Below are 17,236 nucleotides of genomic sequence, written 5' to 3' on the forward strand. Positions count from 1 at the left end.
AAGCCCGCTTTATGCGGGCTTTTCTTTTCCATAAGTATTTTCAAAGAAAAATTATATAGAATTATATTTCTATGATGAAATATTGAGATTCAACAAATTTCGGAACGAACCGACTATTTCCACGTTCAACCTAAGCAACCGAACGTATAAAGGAGATAGTTATGTTCAGGACTACACTTCTGACGACGACGTGTGCATTGCTGATAGGTGGTGGTGCTTATGCTCAGACAACTGCACCAACGCCCGCACCTGCCGAGCCAGCGGCTGCGGCAGAGGAAATGCCGGTTTCGTCCAAGGACATGTTTGGCAATCCCACATCGGGTGAGACCGACAAGGTCGGCTTTCTGGAACCGAAAGAGGGCCAGCTTCTCGTCACCTCTTTCATCGGACAGAGCGTCTATGAAAGTGATGCTGCTGACGCCCAGACTGTCGGCAAGCTGAATGATCTTATCGCCAGCCCCGAAGGTGATATTGAAGCTGCGGTGATCGGCGTGGGTGGTTTTCTTGGAATCGGCGAGAAGGACGTCGCTGTAAGCCCGGATCAACTGCAGCTTGCAACCCGCAGTGACGGCAAAAAATGGCTGGTCATAAAGGCGACCAAACAGCAGTTGACCGATGCGCCGGCATTCGATCGCTCGAAGCTTTTTGTGGACGGTGTAGCCGATCCATCAGCAGCAAACGAGACCAATGCCCCGACGACTGATGCCCCGGCAAGCGATACAGCTCCGGCATCACCACCTCCAGCCCAATGATACGGTCTCGATGAGCAATACGACAAGTCTACCCCCCCGGCCTTATGGCCGGGGTTTTGATGCAAATAACCATTACTCGCGGTTGAAATATTCATATGGCCGCCTTAATTCCTGGTAGAACATGATACAAGCATCGCAACACGGCCCCCAATTTTCACCAGGTTAATCTCAGGAAAGTCTATTGTCCGAATTTTTTATTGCTCATCCCTGGGCGGAAACCCTTGTGGCGCTTGGAGGATTATTTCTTTCAGCTTTCATTGCAAACTTTCTAATCAAGGCGATTTTGCTCAAACTACTCGAACGTCTTGTCCAGAAAACCTCTTTCGGACAAGACGAAGAGCTTAAAAGACACAGTGTCATCAGCCGTCTTGCCAATATCGTTCCGGCGTTGATTATTTCATCCGGGATCATGGCAGTGCCAGGCCTGCCCGAAGGCGTGATCACCGTTATTCGGAATGTAGCGATAGCTTTCATCATTCTGACACTGGCTTTGGCGGTCAATTCAGTCTTTGGGCTGATCGATACGCTCTATCATCGCCGTCCCGAAGCCAGATACCGCCCCATAAAGGGCTACATTCAGGTGGCCAAACTTGCTGTCTACATCGTGGCGGCAGTCCTTGTCATTGCGACACTGCTGGACAAGTCGCCGGTTATCCTTCTTTCCGGTGTCGGTGCTATGGCCGCGGTGCTAATCCTTGTCTTTCAGGACACATTGCTTTCTCTGGTCGCCAGTATGCAGATCGCCTCGTCCAACATGGTTCGTGTCGGCGACTGGATTGAAATGAAGAATCTCGACGCCAATGGCGATGTCACGGAAATCGCGCTCTATACCGTCAAGGTCCAGAATTTCGACAAGACGATCACCACCATTCCGATCCGCAAGCTCATCACCGAGCCGATGAAGAACTATCGCGGCATGCAGGAATCCGGCGGGCGTCGCATCAAGCGCGCGCTTTATATCGATCAAAACACCATTCGTTTTCTGTCGGATGACGAGCGAGCCAGACTTGGCACAGTTGATTGGCTGGCGGATTATCTGCCCAAGAAGGCCAAGGAAATCGCCGAATGGAACCAGAAGCTTGGCGACCGCGCCAACAATCCGGTCAACAGGCGTCAGTTCACCAATGTCGGTACGTTTCGGGCCTATGTAGACAATTATCTGCGCAATCACCCCGGCATACACAAAGGCATGACATTGCTGGTGCGCCAGATGGACCCTACTCCCGAAGGACTGCCGCTGGAAATCTACTGCTTTACGAACACGACCGTCTGGGCGTCGTTCGAACAGATTCAGTCGGACATTTTCGATCACCTTTACGCGGTGTTGCCGGAATTCGGCCTCAGTGCCTTCCAGAATCCGAGTGGTAACGATTTTCGCAAACTGACAATCAATGCGCCTGTCGAGCAGCCTCAATCACCTTGGCGTTCAAACGTTGAACATTATAGCGTGCCCGGGACGGTGTCAGGCCGAGACGAACGACAGCAAGATGCATTGAAGGAACGATCATGACGCTTTGCCCGTCATGGCCCGACATCCAGAATGCGTCTTCCGGAATGCCATCCTCACCTGCCTTCACACCGCTAATCTGCAGCCAGACCTGAGCGGAACCATAGCGCCCTTCGGACTCGGGCCTGGGTTTGCGCATAAATGAAATATAGTCCGCAGGCAGGATCGGCTTTCCGTACAGGTTTCCACCGTCCGCGAGAAACGCGCCCAACCGAGCCCAATCACGGGCGGTAGCGTACATATAGGAAGAACCGGCAAAGACGCCTGATGCATCCGTCTCCAAAATGACGCTGTTCATGCCAAGCGGACCGAATAGGGCAAGCCGCGGATAAGCCAGCGCCTCCTCGCGGCTGTTAAAACTATCCATGAAAAGCTCTGACAGAATATTCGCCGTTCCACTGGAATAATTGAATTTCGTCCCTGACGCCGCCTCCAGCGGCAAAGACGCAGCAAACCCGGCCATATCCGGCTCCAGATAAAGCATGCGCGTGACATCCGTTACTGTGCCGTAGTCCTCATCGAAGCGCAGACCGCTATTCATCGCCATCAGATTTGCGAGAGAAATCTTTGCCCGCTCATCGTTCTTCCATTCCGGTAAAAGGGCTGTGCTTTCCAAACTCATGCGCCCTTCAGCAATGCGCATGCCGATCAGTGTCGCGATGACGGACTTGGTCATGGACCAGCCCAGCAAAGGCGTATCCGCATTAAAGCCCGGACCATACGTCTCCGCGATCAGCTTGCCATCGCGAATAACTGCGATTGCACGCATTCCCGGCCCGGCCAGAGCCTGATCCTCAATCACAGCCTGCACCGCTGGATCGGTCTCAATCCGGATCGGTTCTGCGGGCACCTGCGGGCCGGTCGGAATTTCAACGCGCAAATCATCTTTCTGGATATTCGCGCATCCCAGCGCTGGGCGATAGATTGCGGTACTTGGTGCAAAGAAGCCGAAAATCCGCACCGTCACACTGCTATTATTCTTGTCGAGAGAGGCATTCAGAAACCGCAGCAGCGGGTTTCCCGGTGCCTGAACATCGTCTGCAAGGACGGCATCAGCATCCCGACCGGCAATGAAAACATTTGAACAGACAATCTTGGCAGCATAGCCGGTGCCGACACGCAACAGCTCAGGCGACCGAACCGCCAGCCAGAGAATTGCTCCCAGCACGATGACGAGCAGAAGACCACCGACAAACTTCAGAATACGCTTCATGCTGCCCCTCGCAAATAGTCGTTACGTCAATCATACCAAGCCGAGATAACTTGCCAACTCCCGCGCGGCGGCACCACCTGCCCTGTTTGCACCGATGGTCGAGGCAGATGGGCCATAACCAACAAGATGAATACGGGGATCAGCGGCCACCTGTGTTGCAAGGCGTCCAGTCATGAGAATACCGGCTTCCGCATTGCGCAATTGCAGCGGGGCAAGATGGTCGAGCGAACTGCGAAATCCTGTGCACCACAAAATAACATCAAAGGATTGTTCACTTCCATCGTCCCACCGAACACCTGTTTCCGTGATTTCGCTGAACATGGACAAACGGTTGAGCACACCGCGAGCGCGTGCCGCTTCAATGGCCGGCGTCAACGGCAGCCCCGTTACTGAAACGACCGATCCAGGTGGCAAGCCCCGGCGTACCCTTTCCTCAACCAAAGCCACGGCAGCACGGCCCAACTCCGGTGTAAACGGACCTTTCCGGAAAGCAGGTTCTTTGCGCGTGACCCATACGGTTTCCGTCACACGCGATATCTCGTCCAGAAGCTGCACAGCCGAGATACCCGCGCCGACGACAAGAACACGTTTGCCCTTGAAGGCGTCAGCTGTCTGATAATCCCGCGTATGAAGTTGCTGGCCTTTGAAAAGCTCCGCACCCGGATAGGGTGGGATATAAGGAGACTCCCATGTGCCGGTCGCGTTGATGATCCCGCGTGCCGAATAGTTGCCCCGATCTGTCTCCACACGAAGCCGTTCGCCACGATCGCAAACGACTCTCACGGCCACAGGACGGTGCACCGGAAGATCGAAGGCTTCCTCATAGGCGCGGTAATATTGTGGGACGGCAACCGATGCACGCACCTCGCCATTGGTCGTTTCGACAATATCCTCGAACTTCATGCCGGGGAGATCGTGAATGGCGTTGGCAGTCTGGAGAGTTAGCGAAGGCCAGCGGAATTGCCAGGCTCCGCCCGGCCCTGCGGCCTTGTCCAAAACCACGAATTGCCGTTCGCCTGCGAGACCAAGTTTATTCAGATGATAGGCCGACGAGAGCCCCGCCTGCCCGGCTCCAATAACCACAATGTCGACCTTGCGGGCGACTTTCACATGGCCATTATCGGCTGGCTGCTGATCGACGGACTGTATATCTGACATGATGCGCTATAGGCTTCCGAAATATGATTTGTGTCCGTAGATAGGGATCGGACGGCGGCGTCGAAAGCCCACCTATCCTACCATCGCAGCCGAGCGCAGTCTTTTATTGCGCCCCTCCCAAACACTCACGACCAGCATGATAACCGTCGTCAATATGCCCATTTCCAATAGATCGGCCATATAGCCGACCGGGATCGCTGCCAGTAGAGCCAAAACACCAAAGACGTGTGACGTGGGAATAACGCCATAGACAACCTTCTTGTAGATGGCGCTGCCAATCAGATAGATCGCCGGTCCTGCGACAAGAACAAGAACGTAAGCAGTCTTCAACGGATCATGCGGATGGGCCATGACAAGATCGTTTCCGACTGCCGTTGCGATAATCCCGGCCACCAGAATGGCGTGAACATAGTGGAAAGATGCGCCAATCCGTCCAGGATCAGCGGAGTGGGTGATCGTATCTGTCGCATCCTTGCTGGAGGTGCCAAAGTAAAGCCACCACATGGCAAGCGTCCCGAGAAAAGTGGCCAGCAGCGCCGACATGAGGGCCAAATTCCAGACTTCAGCATTTGCAAGGGTTGCCCCGGTAGCCAAAACCGTTTCGCCAAGTGCCACGATTACGAACAACTGGCAACGCTCCGCCAGATGTCCGCCTTCAATGGTCCAATCACTGGTGTGAGAGCGTCCGAGACCCGGCAGTGCAAAGCCGAACATCGGCGATAAATATTCGCAAAGCACGGCAATAAGCCACAGCGCCATACGGGCTTCATGCTCGACGAAACAACCGGCTATCCAGAAGACAGCGGAAATAGTGAGCCAACCGAGCATACGCCTGTAATTGGCGGCAAGTGGATGGTCCTGCCCCAGAACAAACACGATATAGGCTGTTTTGCCGACCTGAATCGCCACATAGGCCAGAGCAAATATCCAGCCTTTGTCAGCGAAAGCACCGGGGATGGACGATGCCATCACCAAACCGAGCAGCATGACGCAGAACAAGAGGCTGCGTATCTGCGGCGTTTCCGGGTTGAACCAGTTTGTCACCCAGCAGGTATATTGCCAGCCGAGCCATACCGCGAACCAGAGGATCAGCGTTTCGACAACACCGGTGAGCGTCAGATTGTGCAGAAGTTCATGACTGAGCTGCGTAACCGCGAAAACATAGACCAAATCGAAGAACAATTCCTCGAATGTCACCCGGGCATGGTGCCCGTCTCTTTGTCTCAAAAGCGGATGTGAAGCGACGGCAGAAGCTGAATTCATGCGAATGTACCTTCCCCTCAGACGGCAAGCATTCAATGCCACTGTCCGGCAGCTTAGCCCGCAGTCGATCAGCCGTATATCCGAATGTGCTGATTTCCACTTAAAGAAGTCAGTGTCGTCTTATTTCCCGCCGAACGTGTTACCTGCCTCGAGCCATGCATCGATACCGTCCGCCGCCGCGCGGCCCATCGCGAAACAGGCAGTCAGGAGATAGCCACCAGTTGGAGCCTCCCAGTCGATCATTTCTCCGACAACGAAAATGCCGGGTAGCTTCGGCAGCATGTAGTTCTTGTCGATTTCATGCCAACGAATACCGCCTGCCGACGAAATCGCTTCATCCAGCGGGCGCGGACGGAGCAGTGGAATGGAAATAGCTTTGATCGCAGTGGCCAGCACTTTCGGGCTTCTGTCGCGGGTAAATTCCGTCACAAGAGCTGCCTTCACGCCCGTCAGACCTGCAGCCTTGCGCAACAGATTGCCGAAGCTCAGCTTTGTATCCTGCCGAGCAATATCGCTTTCCAGTCGCTCGATAGTTCGTCCAGGAACAAGATCGAGCGTTAGAAATGCCTTTCCATGTTTCTGCAAGCTGTCGCGCAGAGCTGCGGAATGCGCATAGATGAGACTACCCTCAACCCCACCGCGTGTAATGACAAACTCGCCCTGTGTCGCGCCTGCATGGGAAGTTGCGATAACAGACTTCACCGGTTCACCGGCGAAGCGTTCAGCAAAGAAGTCGCTCCAGGCAACGTCAAAACCGCAATTTGCGGGTTGAAACGGCGCTATATCGATTGACCTTCGCTGAAACTCATTGATCCAGAGGCCGTTGGAACCGAGCTTCGGCCAGCTTCCGCCGCCAAAAGCAAAGAGCGCAGCATCGCATGTAATCGTCTGAACACCGTCGGGGTTCTCGATCTTGAGAGTATTGCCCTCGAAGCCAATCCAGCGATGTCGGGTGAGAATGCGAACGCCCTGATCTTCCAGACGTTTTCCCCAAGCCCGCAAAAGCGGAGACGCTTTCATCGCTTTGGGAAAGACACGACCGGATGAGCCGACAAATGTCTCGGCACCCAATTCATCCCCCCAGGCACGTAATTCGGTCGGGCCGAAAGTCGTCAAGGCTGGCAATATACGGTCAATGCTTGAGCCGAAGCGTTTCGCGAAAGTTACATAATCTTCCGAATGCGTAATGTTCAGCCCTGACTTTCCGGCAAGCAGGAACTTGCGGCCAACTGTCGGCATCTGCTCGTAGACCGTCACGCGATAGCCTCGCGCTGATAGTCTTTCGGCGGCCATCAGACCAGATGGCCCGCCTCCGAGAATGGCGATATTGCCTTCAGGCATCACGGTATCAGCCTCGTCGAAGTATTAATCCTGCTTCTCCAGCATTTCCTTAACTGTGGTCGCCAACTGCTTGAGTGAGAACGGCTTTGGCAGGAATCCGAACTTGGCATCAGCTGGAAGATTGCGCGCAAAGGCATCCTCCGCGTAACCCGACACAAAGATGAATTTGATATCAGGATACGTCTTGCGAAGCTCACGCAGCAGTGTCGGGCCATCCATTTCGGGCATGACGACATCCGATACGACGATATCCACCTCACCGCCAAGTTCTGCCATGACTTCAAGCGCTTCGACACCGGAAGCCGCTTCGTGGACTGTATAACCGCGTGACTGGAGTGCGCGCACGCCGCCCATACGGACCGCGTCTTCGTCTTCCACCAGGAGAACGGTCGCGGAACCGGAAAGATCGGTTGCTTTCTCGACCTTCTTTTCCTTCACGACAACCGGCGCATCGTCGGCGCGTTTTTCCTCGATGAGGCGCGGCAGGAAAATCTTGAATGTCGTGCCTTTTCCAACCTCGGAATCACAATAGATGAAGCCACCGGTCTGTTTAATGATCCCGTAGACCATCGACAGCCCAAGGCCCGTACCCTTGCCCACTTCCTTCGTCGTGAAGAACGGCTCGAAAATCTTTTCGAGCACATCCGCAGGAATACCCGTCCCGGTGTCTTCCACTTCGAAGACCACATAGTCCGCTTCCGGAAGATCGCGATAATGCAGCTTTGCGACTTCCTGCGTCGACACGTTACGGGTACGCAACGTGATTTCGCCGCCGTCCGGCATGGCATCACGTGCATTGACCGCGAGATTGACAGCAACCTGTTCGAACTGTCCGAGATCGGCCTTGACCGGCCAGAGATCACGTCCATGATCGATCTTCAGCTCTATATCCTTGCCGACAAGGCGAGCCAGAAGCATACGCAGATCTGCAAGAACGTCGGTCAGGTCGAGCACTTCCGGACGAAGCGTCTGACGGCGCGAGAATGCCAGCAGCTGGCGCACAAGCGAGGCCGCGCGATTGGCGTTCTGCTTGATGTTCATAATGTCCGGGAACGACGGATCGGATGCGCGATGGTTGGTCAGCAGCAGGTCCGACGACATGATGATCGCCGTCAGAACGTTGTTGAAGTCGTGCGCAATACCACCTGCAAGCTGGCCGACAGCCTGCATCTTCTGGCTCTGCGCCATCTGGCTTTCAAGGGCTTTCTGCTCGGTTGTTTCGACAGCCGAGATAATCGCCGCTTCTTCGGCGCGCTCGCCGCCCAGATCAGTGACAGGGCTCATATAAAAGCGGATGTGCCGCTCTTCGTTGCCCGGCAACACCGTATCAACAGGCGAAATGCTTGCCTGTCCTGCAAAGGCTGCGGCAAGCGCCCTGTTAAAGGTTTCGCGGTCGCGTTCATGCACGACAATTTCAAGCTTCGCATTGCCGTCAATCGCATCGCGATCGACAACAGGAGCGAAAATATCGAGGAAGCGCGCATTGGTGCGCAGTATATGTCCGGCAGAATCAACCGCAGCGATGGCCATCGGAGCCGAATTGAAGAAACGCGTGAAGCGCACTTCTGCGGAGCGCAGCGCCATTGATGAATCCTCGCCCTCCGCACGATCCAGAACGATGGTACGGCTCGTACCGCGCGTTCCATCACGCGCAGCCTGGACACGGTGATAGAAGCGAACGGCGAGGCTCTGTCCGTTCCGCTTGATCAGATCAAGATCGATGACAGTGTTGCGGCTTGTGCCCGGCTCGGCTTTCACCGCCTTGATGAGCGCCATTCCACTGCCTGCCACTATATCGTTGAGTGTTAACGATCCCGGTGTGAACTGGGTCAGATCGACACCGAGCCACTCTGCAAGCGTCGCATTGAGGTAGATGATCCGGCCGGAAGGGTCGGCAGAAAAGAACCCGGCTGGCGCGTGATCGAGGTGATTGATCGCTTCCTGCAGCTCCTGAAAGAAGCGCTCCTGCTCCGCACGCTCGTCGGAAATATCGGCAATCTGCCACGCGACGAGCGGGCTTTTGAATTCGTGTCCGGCTTCAACGGGACGCGCCTTGATGCGATACCAGACAGGCGCCAGCGAGCCATGCCCCTCACGGGAAAGGCCGCCGGAAAGGCGCACTTCCTCCTGTGCCGACAGACCATCGCGAACGGCATTCGTCAGACGGTATATGGCATCGGATGCCGCAGGTTCTGCCGTCAATACATTATCGAGCGAACGGACTCCTTCAGCATTCGCAACACCAGTCATGACGGCATAAGCTTGATTGGCATAAACGATCTGGCCGCGCGCGTCGGAAATGACAGTCCCTTCCGGCTGCGAATCCATGAAGGAATGAGCGAGGTCCTGTTCACCGTTCTTCTGGCTGAATTGAATGAGACCCGTTGCTGCGCCGAAAAGGTAGAATACGCCGACCATCGACAGAACGCCCATAAGAACGAGGGCGAATCCATCTCCAAGCTGGTCGCGGAACACAAAATAGGCGATTGCGGCGACCGTAAGCAGAATACCGACGATCAGCAGGCGAAGAGCTCCGCTGCGGTTGCGCTTGGGCATTACGAGCGGTTTCGGGTAAGCGTTGTCCGTCTGTCGCGACATCAAGCCTGCTGCCCTTTCATGTTGCGTGGCCGAGCACCAACAGGCATCCGGGTGCCCCGGGTGCCAGGCATTTTTTCGATCAGCCAAGACGTCATTTCAATCATCCGCATATCCGATTTTCTCGAATGCACTTTTCCGCACAGTTCAGCTCTCACGTGGAAACGCGCAGCCAATATGTCAGGGTATATCCGATTCGCAGAATGCTTTAATCGGCGAGCAGTACAAGCATTGCTGCACTGAAACGGTGCAAATTGGACTTTTTTGCACCGTTTTGCCTGGGGATCATATATTTCTCGCATTTCCAAGAAACATTCCCAAGGCTTAGAAATTCAACTACTGTACCAATCATGTGATGATGCGGAGTGCCGGGGGAAGCGCAGTCTCCATTCGTCGCAGGTTTTTCGTTTATTGTATAAGAGGGTATCCGCATGAAGGAATGGCTCAGCGGCATCGTTGGAGAGAGTGCGGCTAATATTGTTGGCTTCATCCTAATATTTGCGATCATTCTTGGCGGAATTTTCGTTGTTCTCAGTATCATTCGCCGTTTCAGCGGTGGTACTTTCGTTTCCAACGGGCGTACGCGACAGCCGCGCCTTTCGGTGATGGACGCAGCAGCGGTCGACAGCCGACGCAAGCTCGTGCTTATTCGCCGCGACGACGTGGAACATCTCCTGCTCATCGGCGGGCCAACCGATGTTGTGGTGGAACAGAATATTGTCATGGAATCGCGGGCTCATGCGCGTGTGCAAGCTTCACGCATCGAGCCTGAACATATCGAACGCTTCAAGCAGCACGAAGCAACCCTGACCAATGACAAGGCGGAGCGCCCTGCTCTCTCACTGCAAACACCGCAAGCCGAAGAGAAGGACGAAGCGATCCAGATCACCTCCGCAATCGAAGCACCGGTCTACCGCAAGCCTGAGCCAGCACGAGAAGAGCCGGTCCAGCAGGCTGCTGCACCTGTTCGTGTGCCGCCGCAGGCGCCGACGGCACCAATCCCGCCACGCCCCCCTGTCGAGCAGAAATCCGCTCAACCACCTCAGCCACGGCCTCAACCGCGCCCGGCGCCGAACTATCCGCCACAGCCACGCACCGTATTGCCGCCCCGCCCCGCGCAAGCACAGCCGCAGTCAACACGTGCACATCCGGCCTATCCATTGAGCCAGGTTTCGCGCGGCGTTCTGAGTTCAACCTCGTCCGGTGCGACCGCCACTGCAGCCGGTGTTGCCGCCGCCGCATCGGTTGCTTCAGCAAATCTTGGCAGCATCGTTCCCGAGCGTGAAACAACGGTTGCGGATAAATCTCCTTCGGTCGATGTAACCGGACCTACAGTCTCTGCGACTGCAGCTCCGGCATTCAGCGCCCCTTCGGAACCGGAGCGCGTCGAGCCGGAAATCGTGGTTGCCGAGTCAAAGCCTGTAGAAACAGAGGCCGTAGCAGTAGAAACGCCGAGCGATAACCTGGCCGATCTCGGCGGTGCGTTGCACGAAGCAATCGCTGCAGACGTCAATTCGGAGAGCGCCGCCAGCGATGACGCCAAGGACGCGATCTCATTCGATACTGAATTCTTCGAGAATGAGCTTCTAAGCTCACTTGATATTTCCGCAACGGACGACGTTGTCGAAGACAAGGCGAAGGATGATATCGAAGATGAAATGGAAAAGCTTCTCGGTGAATTGACCAAGGATGAAACTCGCAGAAGCTGAACTTCCGGCCAAAATTTGTCTCGATACAAAGAAAATAGGCTGCGGAAACCGCAGCCTATAAATTTTCAAACCGTCTCGAAGCTTAGTCGTCGCGATAGACTTTCTCACGACGCTCATGGCGCTCCTGCGCTTCGATAGATAGCGTAGCGATCGGACGCGCATCAAGCCGCTTCAAGCTGATAGGTTCTCCCGTTTCCTCGCAGAAGCCGTATGTTCCTTCATCAATGCGGCTCAATGCTGCGTCGATTTTGGAGATCAATTTGCGCTGTCTGTCGCGAGCACGTAGCTCAATTGCCCGATCCGTTTCGGAGGATGCCCTGTCCGCCAGGTCCGGGTGGTTTGCATTTTCCTGCTGTAGCGCCTCAAGCGTTTCACGCGCTTCTCGCAGAATATCATTCTTCCACGCGACCAGTTTCGCGCGGAAGTAAGACTTCTGCCGCTCATTCATGAACGGCTCGTCTTCAGTGGGCCTATAGTCAAGGTCAATCAATTCACTCATTCTGAATTACCCCACATCTAGGAGACGCGAGCGGTTATATAGTTCCATAGCAACAAGGACACAACATCAAACAACCGTATCCCACTACTTTTTAGTGCATCAATTTTGTATGATTTTGCATCAAAATTATGCAATTCAAAACTGCACGCAAAAAATTGCTCTTTGGACTTTCAGAATAACTTCAATCAATTGCCAATAAAGTGGGTATATTTTCCAGTCACTGTCACCATCAACCTATGGAAGCATAATCAGCTCAATAATTAGGCATGTGGCACCTGTAAATAATGCTGACAGACATCAAAAAATCGGGAGAATGGACCACCGGAGCGCTCAATTGCGCTCGAAATATGGTCGAAAATGCTCACAAAACACAGCTTGGAACGTTACAGATGAGTCGTTTGCTTCTCCTTAGACATGCTAAAGCCGTGTGGGCGAAACCTGGGATGAAGGATTTTGACCGCCCTCTTGATCAGGAAGGCAAAGCTTCGCTCGACCGGCTTGCTAGGACGATGAAGTCAATCGATCTTTATCCTGATCGGGTGGTTCTTTCCGGTTCGTGTAGAACGCGAGAAACCGCGTTCGGCATTATTGAACGTCTGGGTATCGAGGTCGAAACCATCATCGACGATACGATCTATAGCGGCGGCGCGGCTGACTACATGCAAGCCATACGTGAACATGGCGATGTGCCGACGCTGTTGCTCGTGGGACACAATCCCAGCATAGAGGATCTGGCGCTGGCCTTATGTGGCGATGGCAACAAGGATGGCCTCTTGAAGCTCCGTGCAGGTTTTCCCACTGCCGCACTGGCAAATATTACATTTCCTGCTTCACTGGGCGAACTCGAACGTGGAGCAGGCTATCTCGAAAGCTTCATACTACCCCAGTAGATTTTCCGTAAGTGCACCAACATTCCTTGCCAAGACCGCTGACGCAACCCTATCTATACCGCTGACAGATCATTGAATTCGGCGAGGATTAATTGGCTAAGCTGACAAGTATTGGCGACGAAGCGAAGATCGCACTGGATACGCTGGCAGACCGTGCGACCGGGCTTTTGTCTCCATCATTGCGGCTCGGTGTGACTGGTTTGTCGCGTGCCGGAAAGACGGTCTTCATCACAGCTCTCGTTCACAACATGCTGCATGGCGGCAGGCTTCCAATGTTCGAGGCCTATAAATCGGGCCGCATTTCACGCGCGCTGCTCGAACCGCAGCCCGATGATGCAGTCCCCCGCTTTCAATATGAAGAGCATCTGTCGGCTTTGATCGATGAGCGTATCTGGCCGGACTCCACGCGCGCCATCTCGCAATTGCGCCTGACAATCGAATATGAATCCGCTTCTGCCTGGGGGCGCTGGCTGTCACCGGGCAAGCTTTCGGTCGATATTGTGGATTATCCCGGAGAATGGCTGCTGGATCTGCCTTTGCTGGGCAAATCCTATGCGGAGTTCAGCGCGGATTCCTTTGCTCTGGCCCATGAACCGACGCACAAGGATCTGGCTCAGGATTGGATCACCGAAGCTTCACTCGTCACCCCTTCCGAAAAGGCAGACGAACTGACTGCCCAGCGTCTGGCCAAGAGTTTTACGGCTTATTTGCGTGCAGGCAAAGCGGATGAGCGTGCATTATCGACCTTGCCGCCAGGGCGTTTCCTGATGCCGGGCGATCTCGAGGGTTCACCGGCACTGACATTTGCCCCGCTTCCCGACCTGAAACCGGACGATCTGAAGGCCGGTTCTCTGGGCGCAATGATGGAGCGGCGCTACGAAGCCTATAAAACCTATGTCATCAAGCCCTTCTTTCGCGAACATATTGCGCGGCTCGACCGGCAAATCGTGCTTATCGACGCCATGCAGGCAATGAATGCTGGTGGCGCGGTCGTTGCCGACCTCGAACGTGCACTCACCGATATCCTGTCCTGCTTCCGACCGGGACGCTCTAACCTGCTAACCGGGCTGATCCAGCGACGGATCGGCCGGATTCTCGTGGCTGCAACGAAGGCCGACCATCTGCATCATGAAAGTCATGACCGTCTGCAAGCCATCGTGCGCCGTCTCGTGGAACGGGCTATAGAGCGCGCCGATTTTTCCGGCGCGGATATTGATGTCCTCGCAATGGCTGCCGTGCGCGCCACTCGCGAGGCAACCGTTACACAAGGTAAGGAAACCCTTCCCGTCATCGTCGGCACGCCGCTGGAAGGCGAAAGGATCGACGGTGAAGTATTCGATGGCGAAACCGAAACAGCTATATTTCCCGGTGACTTACCGAAGAATCCCAATGCGATTTTTGAAAAGTCCTTTGCGCAGGATGACCCAGCCATTCGTTTCGTCCGTTTCCGGCCGCCCCGGCTTGAACGTACTGCCGAAGGCATCACGTTGTCCCTGCCCCATATAAGGCTGGATCGTGCCTTGCAGTTTCTGATTGGGGATCGTCTCGCATGACAGAGAAGACACCACGCAAACCAGCTTCCTTTACGGTAAGCCAGTCCTCTAACCGCCCCGAAGCAGCGGATGAAGCACCACGTCGCCCTCGTGCAGTGCGAGACCTTGATGTTGTTGTTGCCCAACCAGATGTTTTTGCATTGAGCGAAGAAGAGGCAGCAGAGCTGGAAATCCTCGATCCGTCGTTTGAAGCGCCCGAACGCAAGGGCTGGTCGCTCAGCAGAATACTTTTCGGTGCACTCGGTATCCTTGTTTCATTCGCCATCGGCATCTGGACCGAAGACCTTATCCGAGCGCTATTTTCCCGCGCGGATTGGTTGGGCTGGACGGCTCTTGGTGTTGCGATAATTGCGCTTGCCGCCTTTATCGCCATCGTCGTTCGTGAACTGGTCGCATTACGCCGCCTCGCGTCCGTGCAGCACCTTCGCAAGGACGCCGCAGATGCAGCAGAACGCGACGATATGGCCGCGGCCAGAAAGGCAGTGGACGCCTTGCGCTCAATTGCGGCGGGCTTGCCGGAGACGGCACGCGGACGACAGCTTCTGGACGCTCTGACAGACGATATCATTGACGGCCGAAACCTGATCCTGCTTGCCGAAACAGAAATCCTTCGCCCCCTCGACCGTGAAGCACGCACACTTATTCTGAATGCTTCAAAGCGGGTTTCGATTGTCACGGCAATCAGCCCGCGTGCGCTGGTCGATATCGGTTACGTCATTTTTGAATCAGCTCGGCTGATCCGCCGACTGTCACAACTTTACGGTGGTCGTCCTGGCACGCTGGGCTTTCTGAAACTTGCCCGCCGGGTCATTGCCCATCTGGCCGTGACAGGAACGCTGGCCATGGGGGACAGCGTGATCCAGCAGCTCGTCGGCCATGGTCTTGCGTCCCGGTTATCGGCCAAGCTCGGTGAAGGCGTCGTCAACGGACTCATGACGGCGCGCATCGGGATTGCCGCCATGGATGTGGTGCGTCCGTTTCCATTCAATGCGGAAAAACGCCCCGGCATCGGCGACTTTATCGGCGATCTCGTGAAGATCAACGGCGAACGACCGGATAAAAAGCATCCCGGAAAATAGCGGTTTATTTCCGAAGCATTAACCATTCGCGACGATTATAGATAGATAGAAATCTGCGCCAGAATCGAGCGACCAGATGTATCGGCACACTCCCCTGAACCGTGTCCTTCTCTGTCAATCGGCTTATGGCAACGTCGGCAAATCCGACGGTTTGCGAGGCGCGACCAGCTTTTGGTCGTGACATGCTGGAAAACAACGATTAGGAATGACGTCCGATCAAGGTCGTGAATCCGGGACAGAGCTGAATATGAAGAATTGCATCGCCGCCTGCCTGACGCTGCTGCCCGTGTCATTTTCCGCTGCGCCGGTTCTGGCCGCTGACAAGGACAAACAGTTCTTTCAAACGATCGAAGGCCAATGGTCAGGCCCGGGTGAAATCGTCGCCGGGAAATACAAAGGCACGAAATTCGTCTGCAATCTCGCCGGATCGACTCCGGATGAAGATATTGGCATGACACTCGACGGCACCTGCCGCGTCGGTGTCTTTTCGCAGCCGATGAAGGCCACCGTCACGCGTGTCGGGTCCGCTTATTCCGGCAAATTCAATGATGGCGCAGCGGGCAAAGGCCTTGATGTCACGTCGGGTTCCGTCAGTGGAAACAAGGTTGTTTTCGGCCTGAACCGCAAGCAGCTCAATGGTGCGATGCTGGCACGTGTCTCCGATCCGAACACGATGAACGTGACGGTTTCGGTGCGGGTCGGCAAGGAACTGGTTCCGGTCATCGGCATGAGCCTGAAGCGCGTCGATAATATCGCTGTCGGCAGTATCGCCAAGAACTGACCGGAACGCTATTCACGCCACCAGCCCGCATCCGTGCGGGCTTTTTCTATTCCGGATTGCTCTATCCCGGCATTCCAGTCCGCAACGGCCTTGCCTGCAATCTCGAGAGACGGTGCAATATCGCTCAGGGGCACGAGGACGAAAGCGCGCTCGTGCATACGCGGATGCGGAAGCTCGAGAGCGGAATCCGTCATGACGACAGTCTCTCCCGCATCATCCTGCATTGCCAGTATGTCGATATCGATGATGCGCGGCCCCCATCTTTCAAGCCTGACACGCTTCAAAGAACGCTCCACATCAAGGCAGGTCGCAATCAACTCCAATGGCTGCAACGATGTTTCTATCTCTGCACAGGCATTGTGAAACCACGCCTGATCCGTCTTCCCCCATGGCGGCGTGCGATAGACTGCCGAAACCGCAACGACATCTGTGTCGGCTCGTTCGTCCAATATACGCAACGCCTTGCCCATCGAAGCGACAGGATCATCGATGTTTCCGCCAAGCCCCAGCCAGGCACGATAATGTCTGCCTGTAGTCACTGCGGATAAACCACCGTCACTTCAACATGGTCCAATACGCCCGGAACAGGTGCATTCGGCTTGCGGACGGTAATTTCTGCGCGCTTTACCTGCGGAAACCGGGCAGTCATTGCCTTGGCCACGTCGAGAGCCAGCGTCTCGATCAGATAGCGCTGACGACCGGTGATGATGTCTTCAATGACAGCAAAGGCGATACCGTAATGCACGGTGCCGTCGATATCGTCATTCTCCAGCGCATTGCCCGGATCGACATCAAGGATAGCATCGACGTAAAAACGCTGACCGAGCTTGTGCTCTTCATCGAAAACGCCGTGATGCGCGAAAAACGCGCAGTTCATCATTCGGATCGTGTACACG

14 protein-coding genes and 1 pseudogene are annotated in these 17,236 nt (G+C 55.0%); 7 read left to right on the forward strand and 8 right to left on the reverse strand.

What is annotated here, in order from left to right; genetic code table 11:
* The first annotated feature begins 161 nt into the window (after positions 1-161).
* Positions 162-752, forward strand: a complete 591-nt coding sequence (locus tag CES86_RS04030; protein WP_029924796.1) for a PRC-barrel domain-containing protein — start codon at positions 162-164, stop codon at positions 750-752.
* A 181-nt stretch (positions 753-933) separates the two neighbouring features.
* Entirely contained in the window at positions 934-2,262 is a 1,329-nt protein-coding gene (locus CES86_RS04035) for a mechanosensitive ion channel family protein (RefSeq protein WP_081861769.1), read from the forward strand.
* Here CES86_RS04035 and CES86_RS04040 read toward each other — a convergent pair.
* The 5 genes and pseudogenes from CES86_RS04040 to cckA form a co-directional block, all read right to left on the reverse strand.
* Positions 2,159-3,472 (reverse strand): annotated as a pseudogene (locus tag CES86_RS04040) (serine hydrolase domain-containing protein); the annotation flags it as partial. The gene CES86_RS04035 and the pseudogene CES86_RS04040 sit on opposite strands and share 104 nt — an antisense overlap.
* 30 nt (positions 3,473-3,502) lie before the next feature.
* Positions 3,503-4,630: an NAD(P)-binding domain-containing protein gene (locus CES86_RS04045; protein ID WP_029924789.1), complete on the reverse strand. Its 1,128-nt coding sequence runs from the start codon at positions 4,628-4,630 to the stop codon at positions 3,503-3,505.
* Between the two features lie 72 nt (positions 4,631-4,702).
* A complete protein-coding gene (locus tag CES86_RS04050; RefSeq protein ID WP_029924787.1) occupies positions 4,703-5,893 on the reverse strand; it encodes a low temperature requirement protein A in 1,191 nt (396 codons plus the stop codon).
* 120 nt (positions 5,894-6,013) lie between these two features.
* Positions 6,014-7,234, reverse strand: a complete 1,221-nt coding sequence (locus CES86_RS04055) for a TIGR03862 family flavoprotein (protein WP_029924785.1) — start codon at positions 7,232-7,234, stop codon at positions 6,014-6,016.
* Between the two features lie 24 nt (positions 7,235-7,258).
* Positions 7,259-9,832, reverse strand: coding sequence for a cell cycle histidine kinase CckA (gene cckA / locus CES86_RS04060; RefSeq protein WP_029924782.1), 2,574 nt, complete (start codon positions 9,830-9,832; stop codon positions 7,259-7,261).
* 428 nt (positions 9,833-10,260) lie between these two features.
* On the opposite strand from cckA, the gene CES86_RS04065 reads away from it, so the two are divergent.
* A complete protein-coding gene (locus CES86_RS04065; RefSeq protein WP_029924781.1) occupies positions 10,261-11,538 on the forward strand; it encodes a flagellar biosynthetic protein FliO in 1,278 nt (425 codons plus the stop codon).
* 82 nt (positions 11,539-11,620) lie between these two features.
* On the opposite strand, the gene dksA is transcribed toward CES86_RS04065, so the two are convergent.
* Positions 11,621-12,037, reverse strand: a complete 417-nt coding sequence (gene dksA, locus CES86_RS04070) for an RNA polymerase-binding protein DksA (RefSeq protein WP_010660068.1) — start codon at positions 12,035-12,037, stop codon at positions 11,621-11,623.
* A 389-nt stretch (positions 12,038-12,426) separates the two neighbouring features.
* On the opposite strand from dksA, the gene CES86_RS04075 reads away from it, so the two are divergent.
* The 4 genes from CES86_RS04075 (at position 12,427) to CES86_RS04090 (ending at position 16,340) form a co-directional block, all read left to right on the forward strand.
* Positions 12,427-12,927 carry a SixA phosphatase family protein gene (locus CES86_RS04075; RefSeq protein ID WP_040130128.1) on the forward strand — a complete coding sequence of 167 codons (501 nt, stop codon included), beginning with the start codon at positions 12,427-12,429 and terminating at the stop codon, positions 12,925-12,927.
* Between the two features lie 92 nt (positions 12,928-13,019).
* Positions 13,020-14,480 carry a YcjX family GTP-binding protein gene (locus CES86_RS04080; protein WP_029924777.1) on the forward strand — a complete coding sequence of 487 codons (1,461 nt, stop codon included), beginning with the start codon at positions 13,020-13,022 and terminating at the stop codon, positions 14,478-14,480.
* Complete coding sequence (locus CES86_RS04085) at positions 14,477-15,559, forward strand: YcjF family protein (RefSeq protein ID WP_094513767.1); 1,083 nt, start codon at positions 14,477-14,479, stop codon at positions 15,557-15,559. The genes CES86_RS04080 and CES86_RS04085 overlap by 4 nt, the downstream gene beginning before the upstream one ends.
* 247 nt (positions 15,560-15,806) lie before the next feature.
* The gene (locus tag CES86_RS04090; RefSeq protein WP_094513793.1) at positions 15,807-16,340 is read left to right on the forward strand and encodes a hypothetical protein; all 534 of its coding nucleotides are present in this window, start codon (positions 15,807-15,809) and stop codon (positions 16,338-16,340) included.
* Between the two features lie 8 nt (positions 16,341-16,348).
* On the opposite strand, the gene folK is transcribed toward CES86_RS04090, so the two are convergent.
* Both folK and folB read right to left on the reverse strand, forming a co-directional pair.
* The gene (gene folK, locus CES86_RS04095) at positions 16,349-16,879 is read right to left on the reverse strand and encodes a 2-amino-4-hydroxy-6-hydroxymethyldihydropteridine diphosphokinase (protein WP_029924773.1); all 531 of its coding nucleotides are present in this window, start codon (positions 16,877-16,879) and stop codon (positions 16,349-16,351) included.
* Positions 16,876-17,235 carry a dihydroneopterin aldolase gene (folB, locus tag CES86_RS04100; protein WP_010660062.1) on the reverse strand — a complete coding sequence of 120 codons (360 nt, stop codon included), beginning with the start codon at positions 17,233-17,235 and terminating at the stop codon, positions 16,876-16,878. Before folB ends, folK begins: the two co-directional genes overlap by 4 nt.
* Position 17,236: the final 1 nt, after the last annotated feature.

Origin of the sequence: Brucella lupini, assembly GCF_002252535.1 — a bacterium.
In the GTDB taxonomy this organism is placed as follows: domain Bacteria; phylum Pseudomonadota; class Alphaproteobacteria; order Rhizobiales; family Rhizobiaceae; genus Brucella; species Brucella anthropi.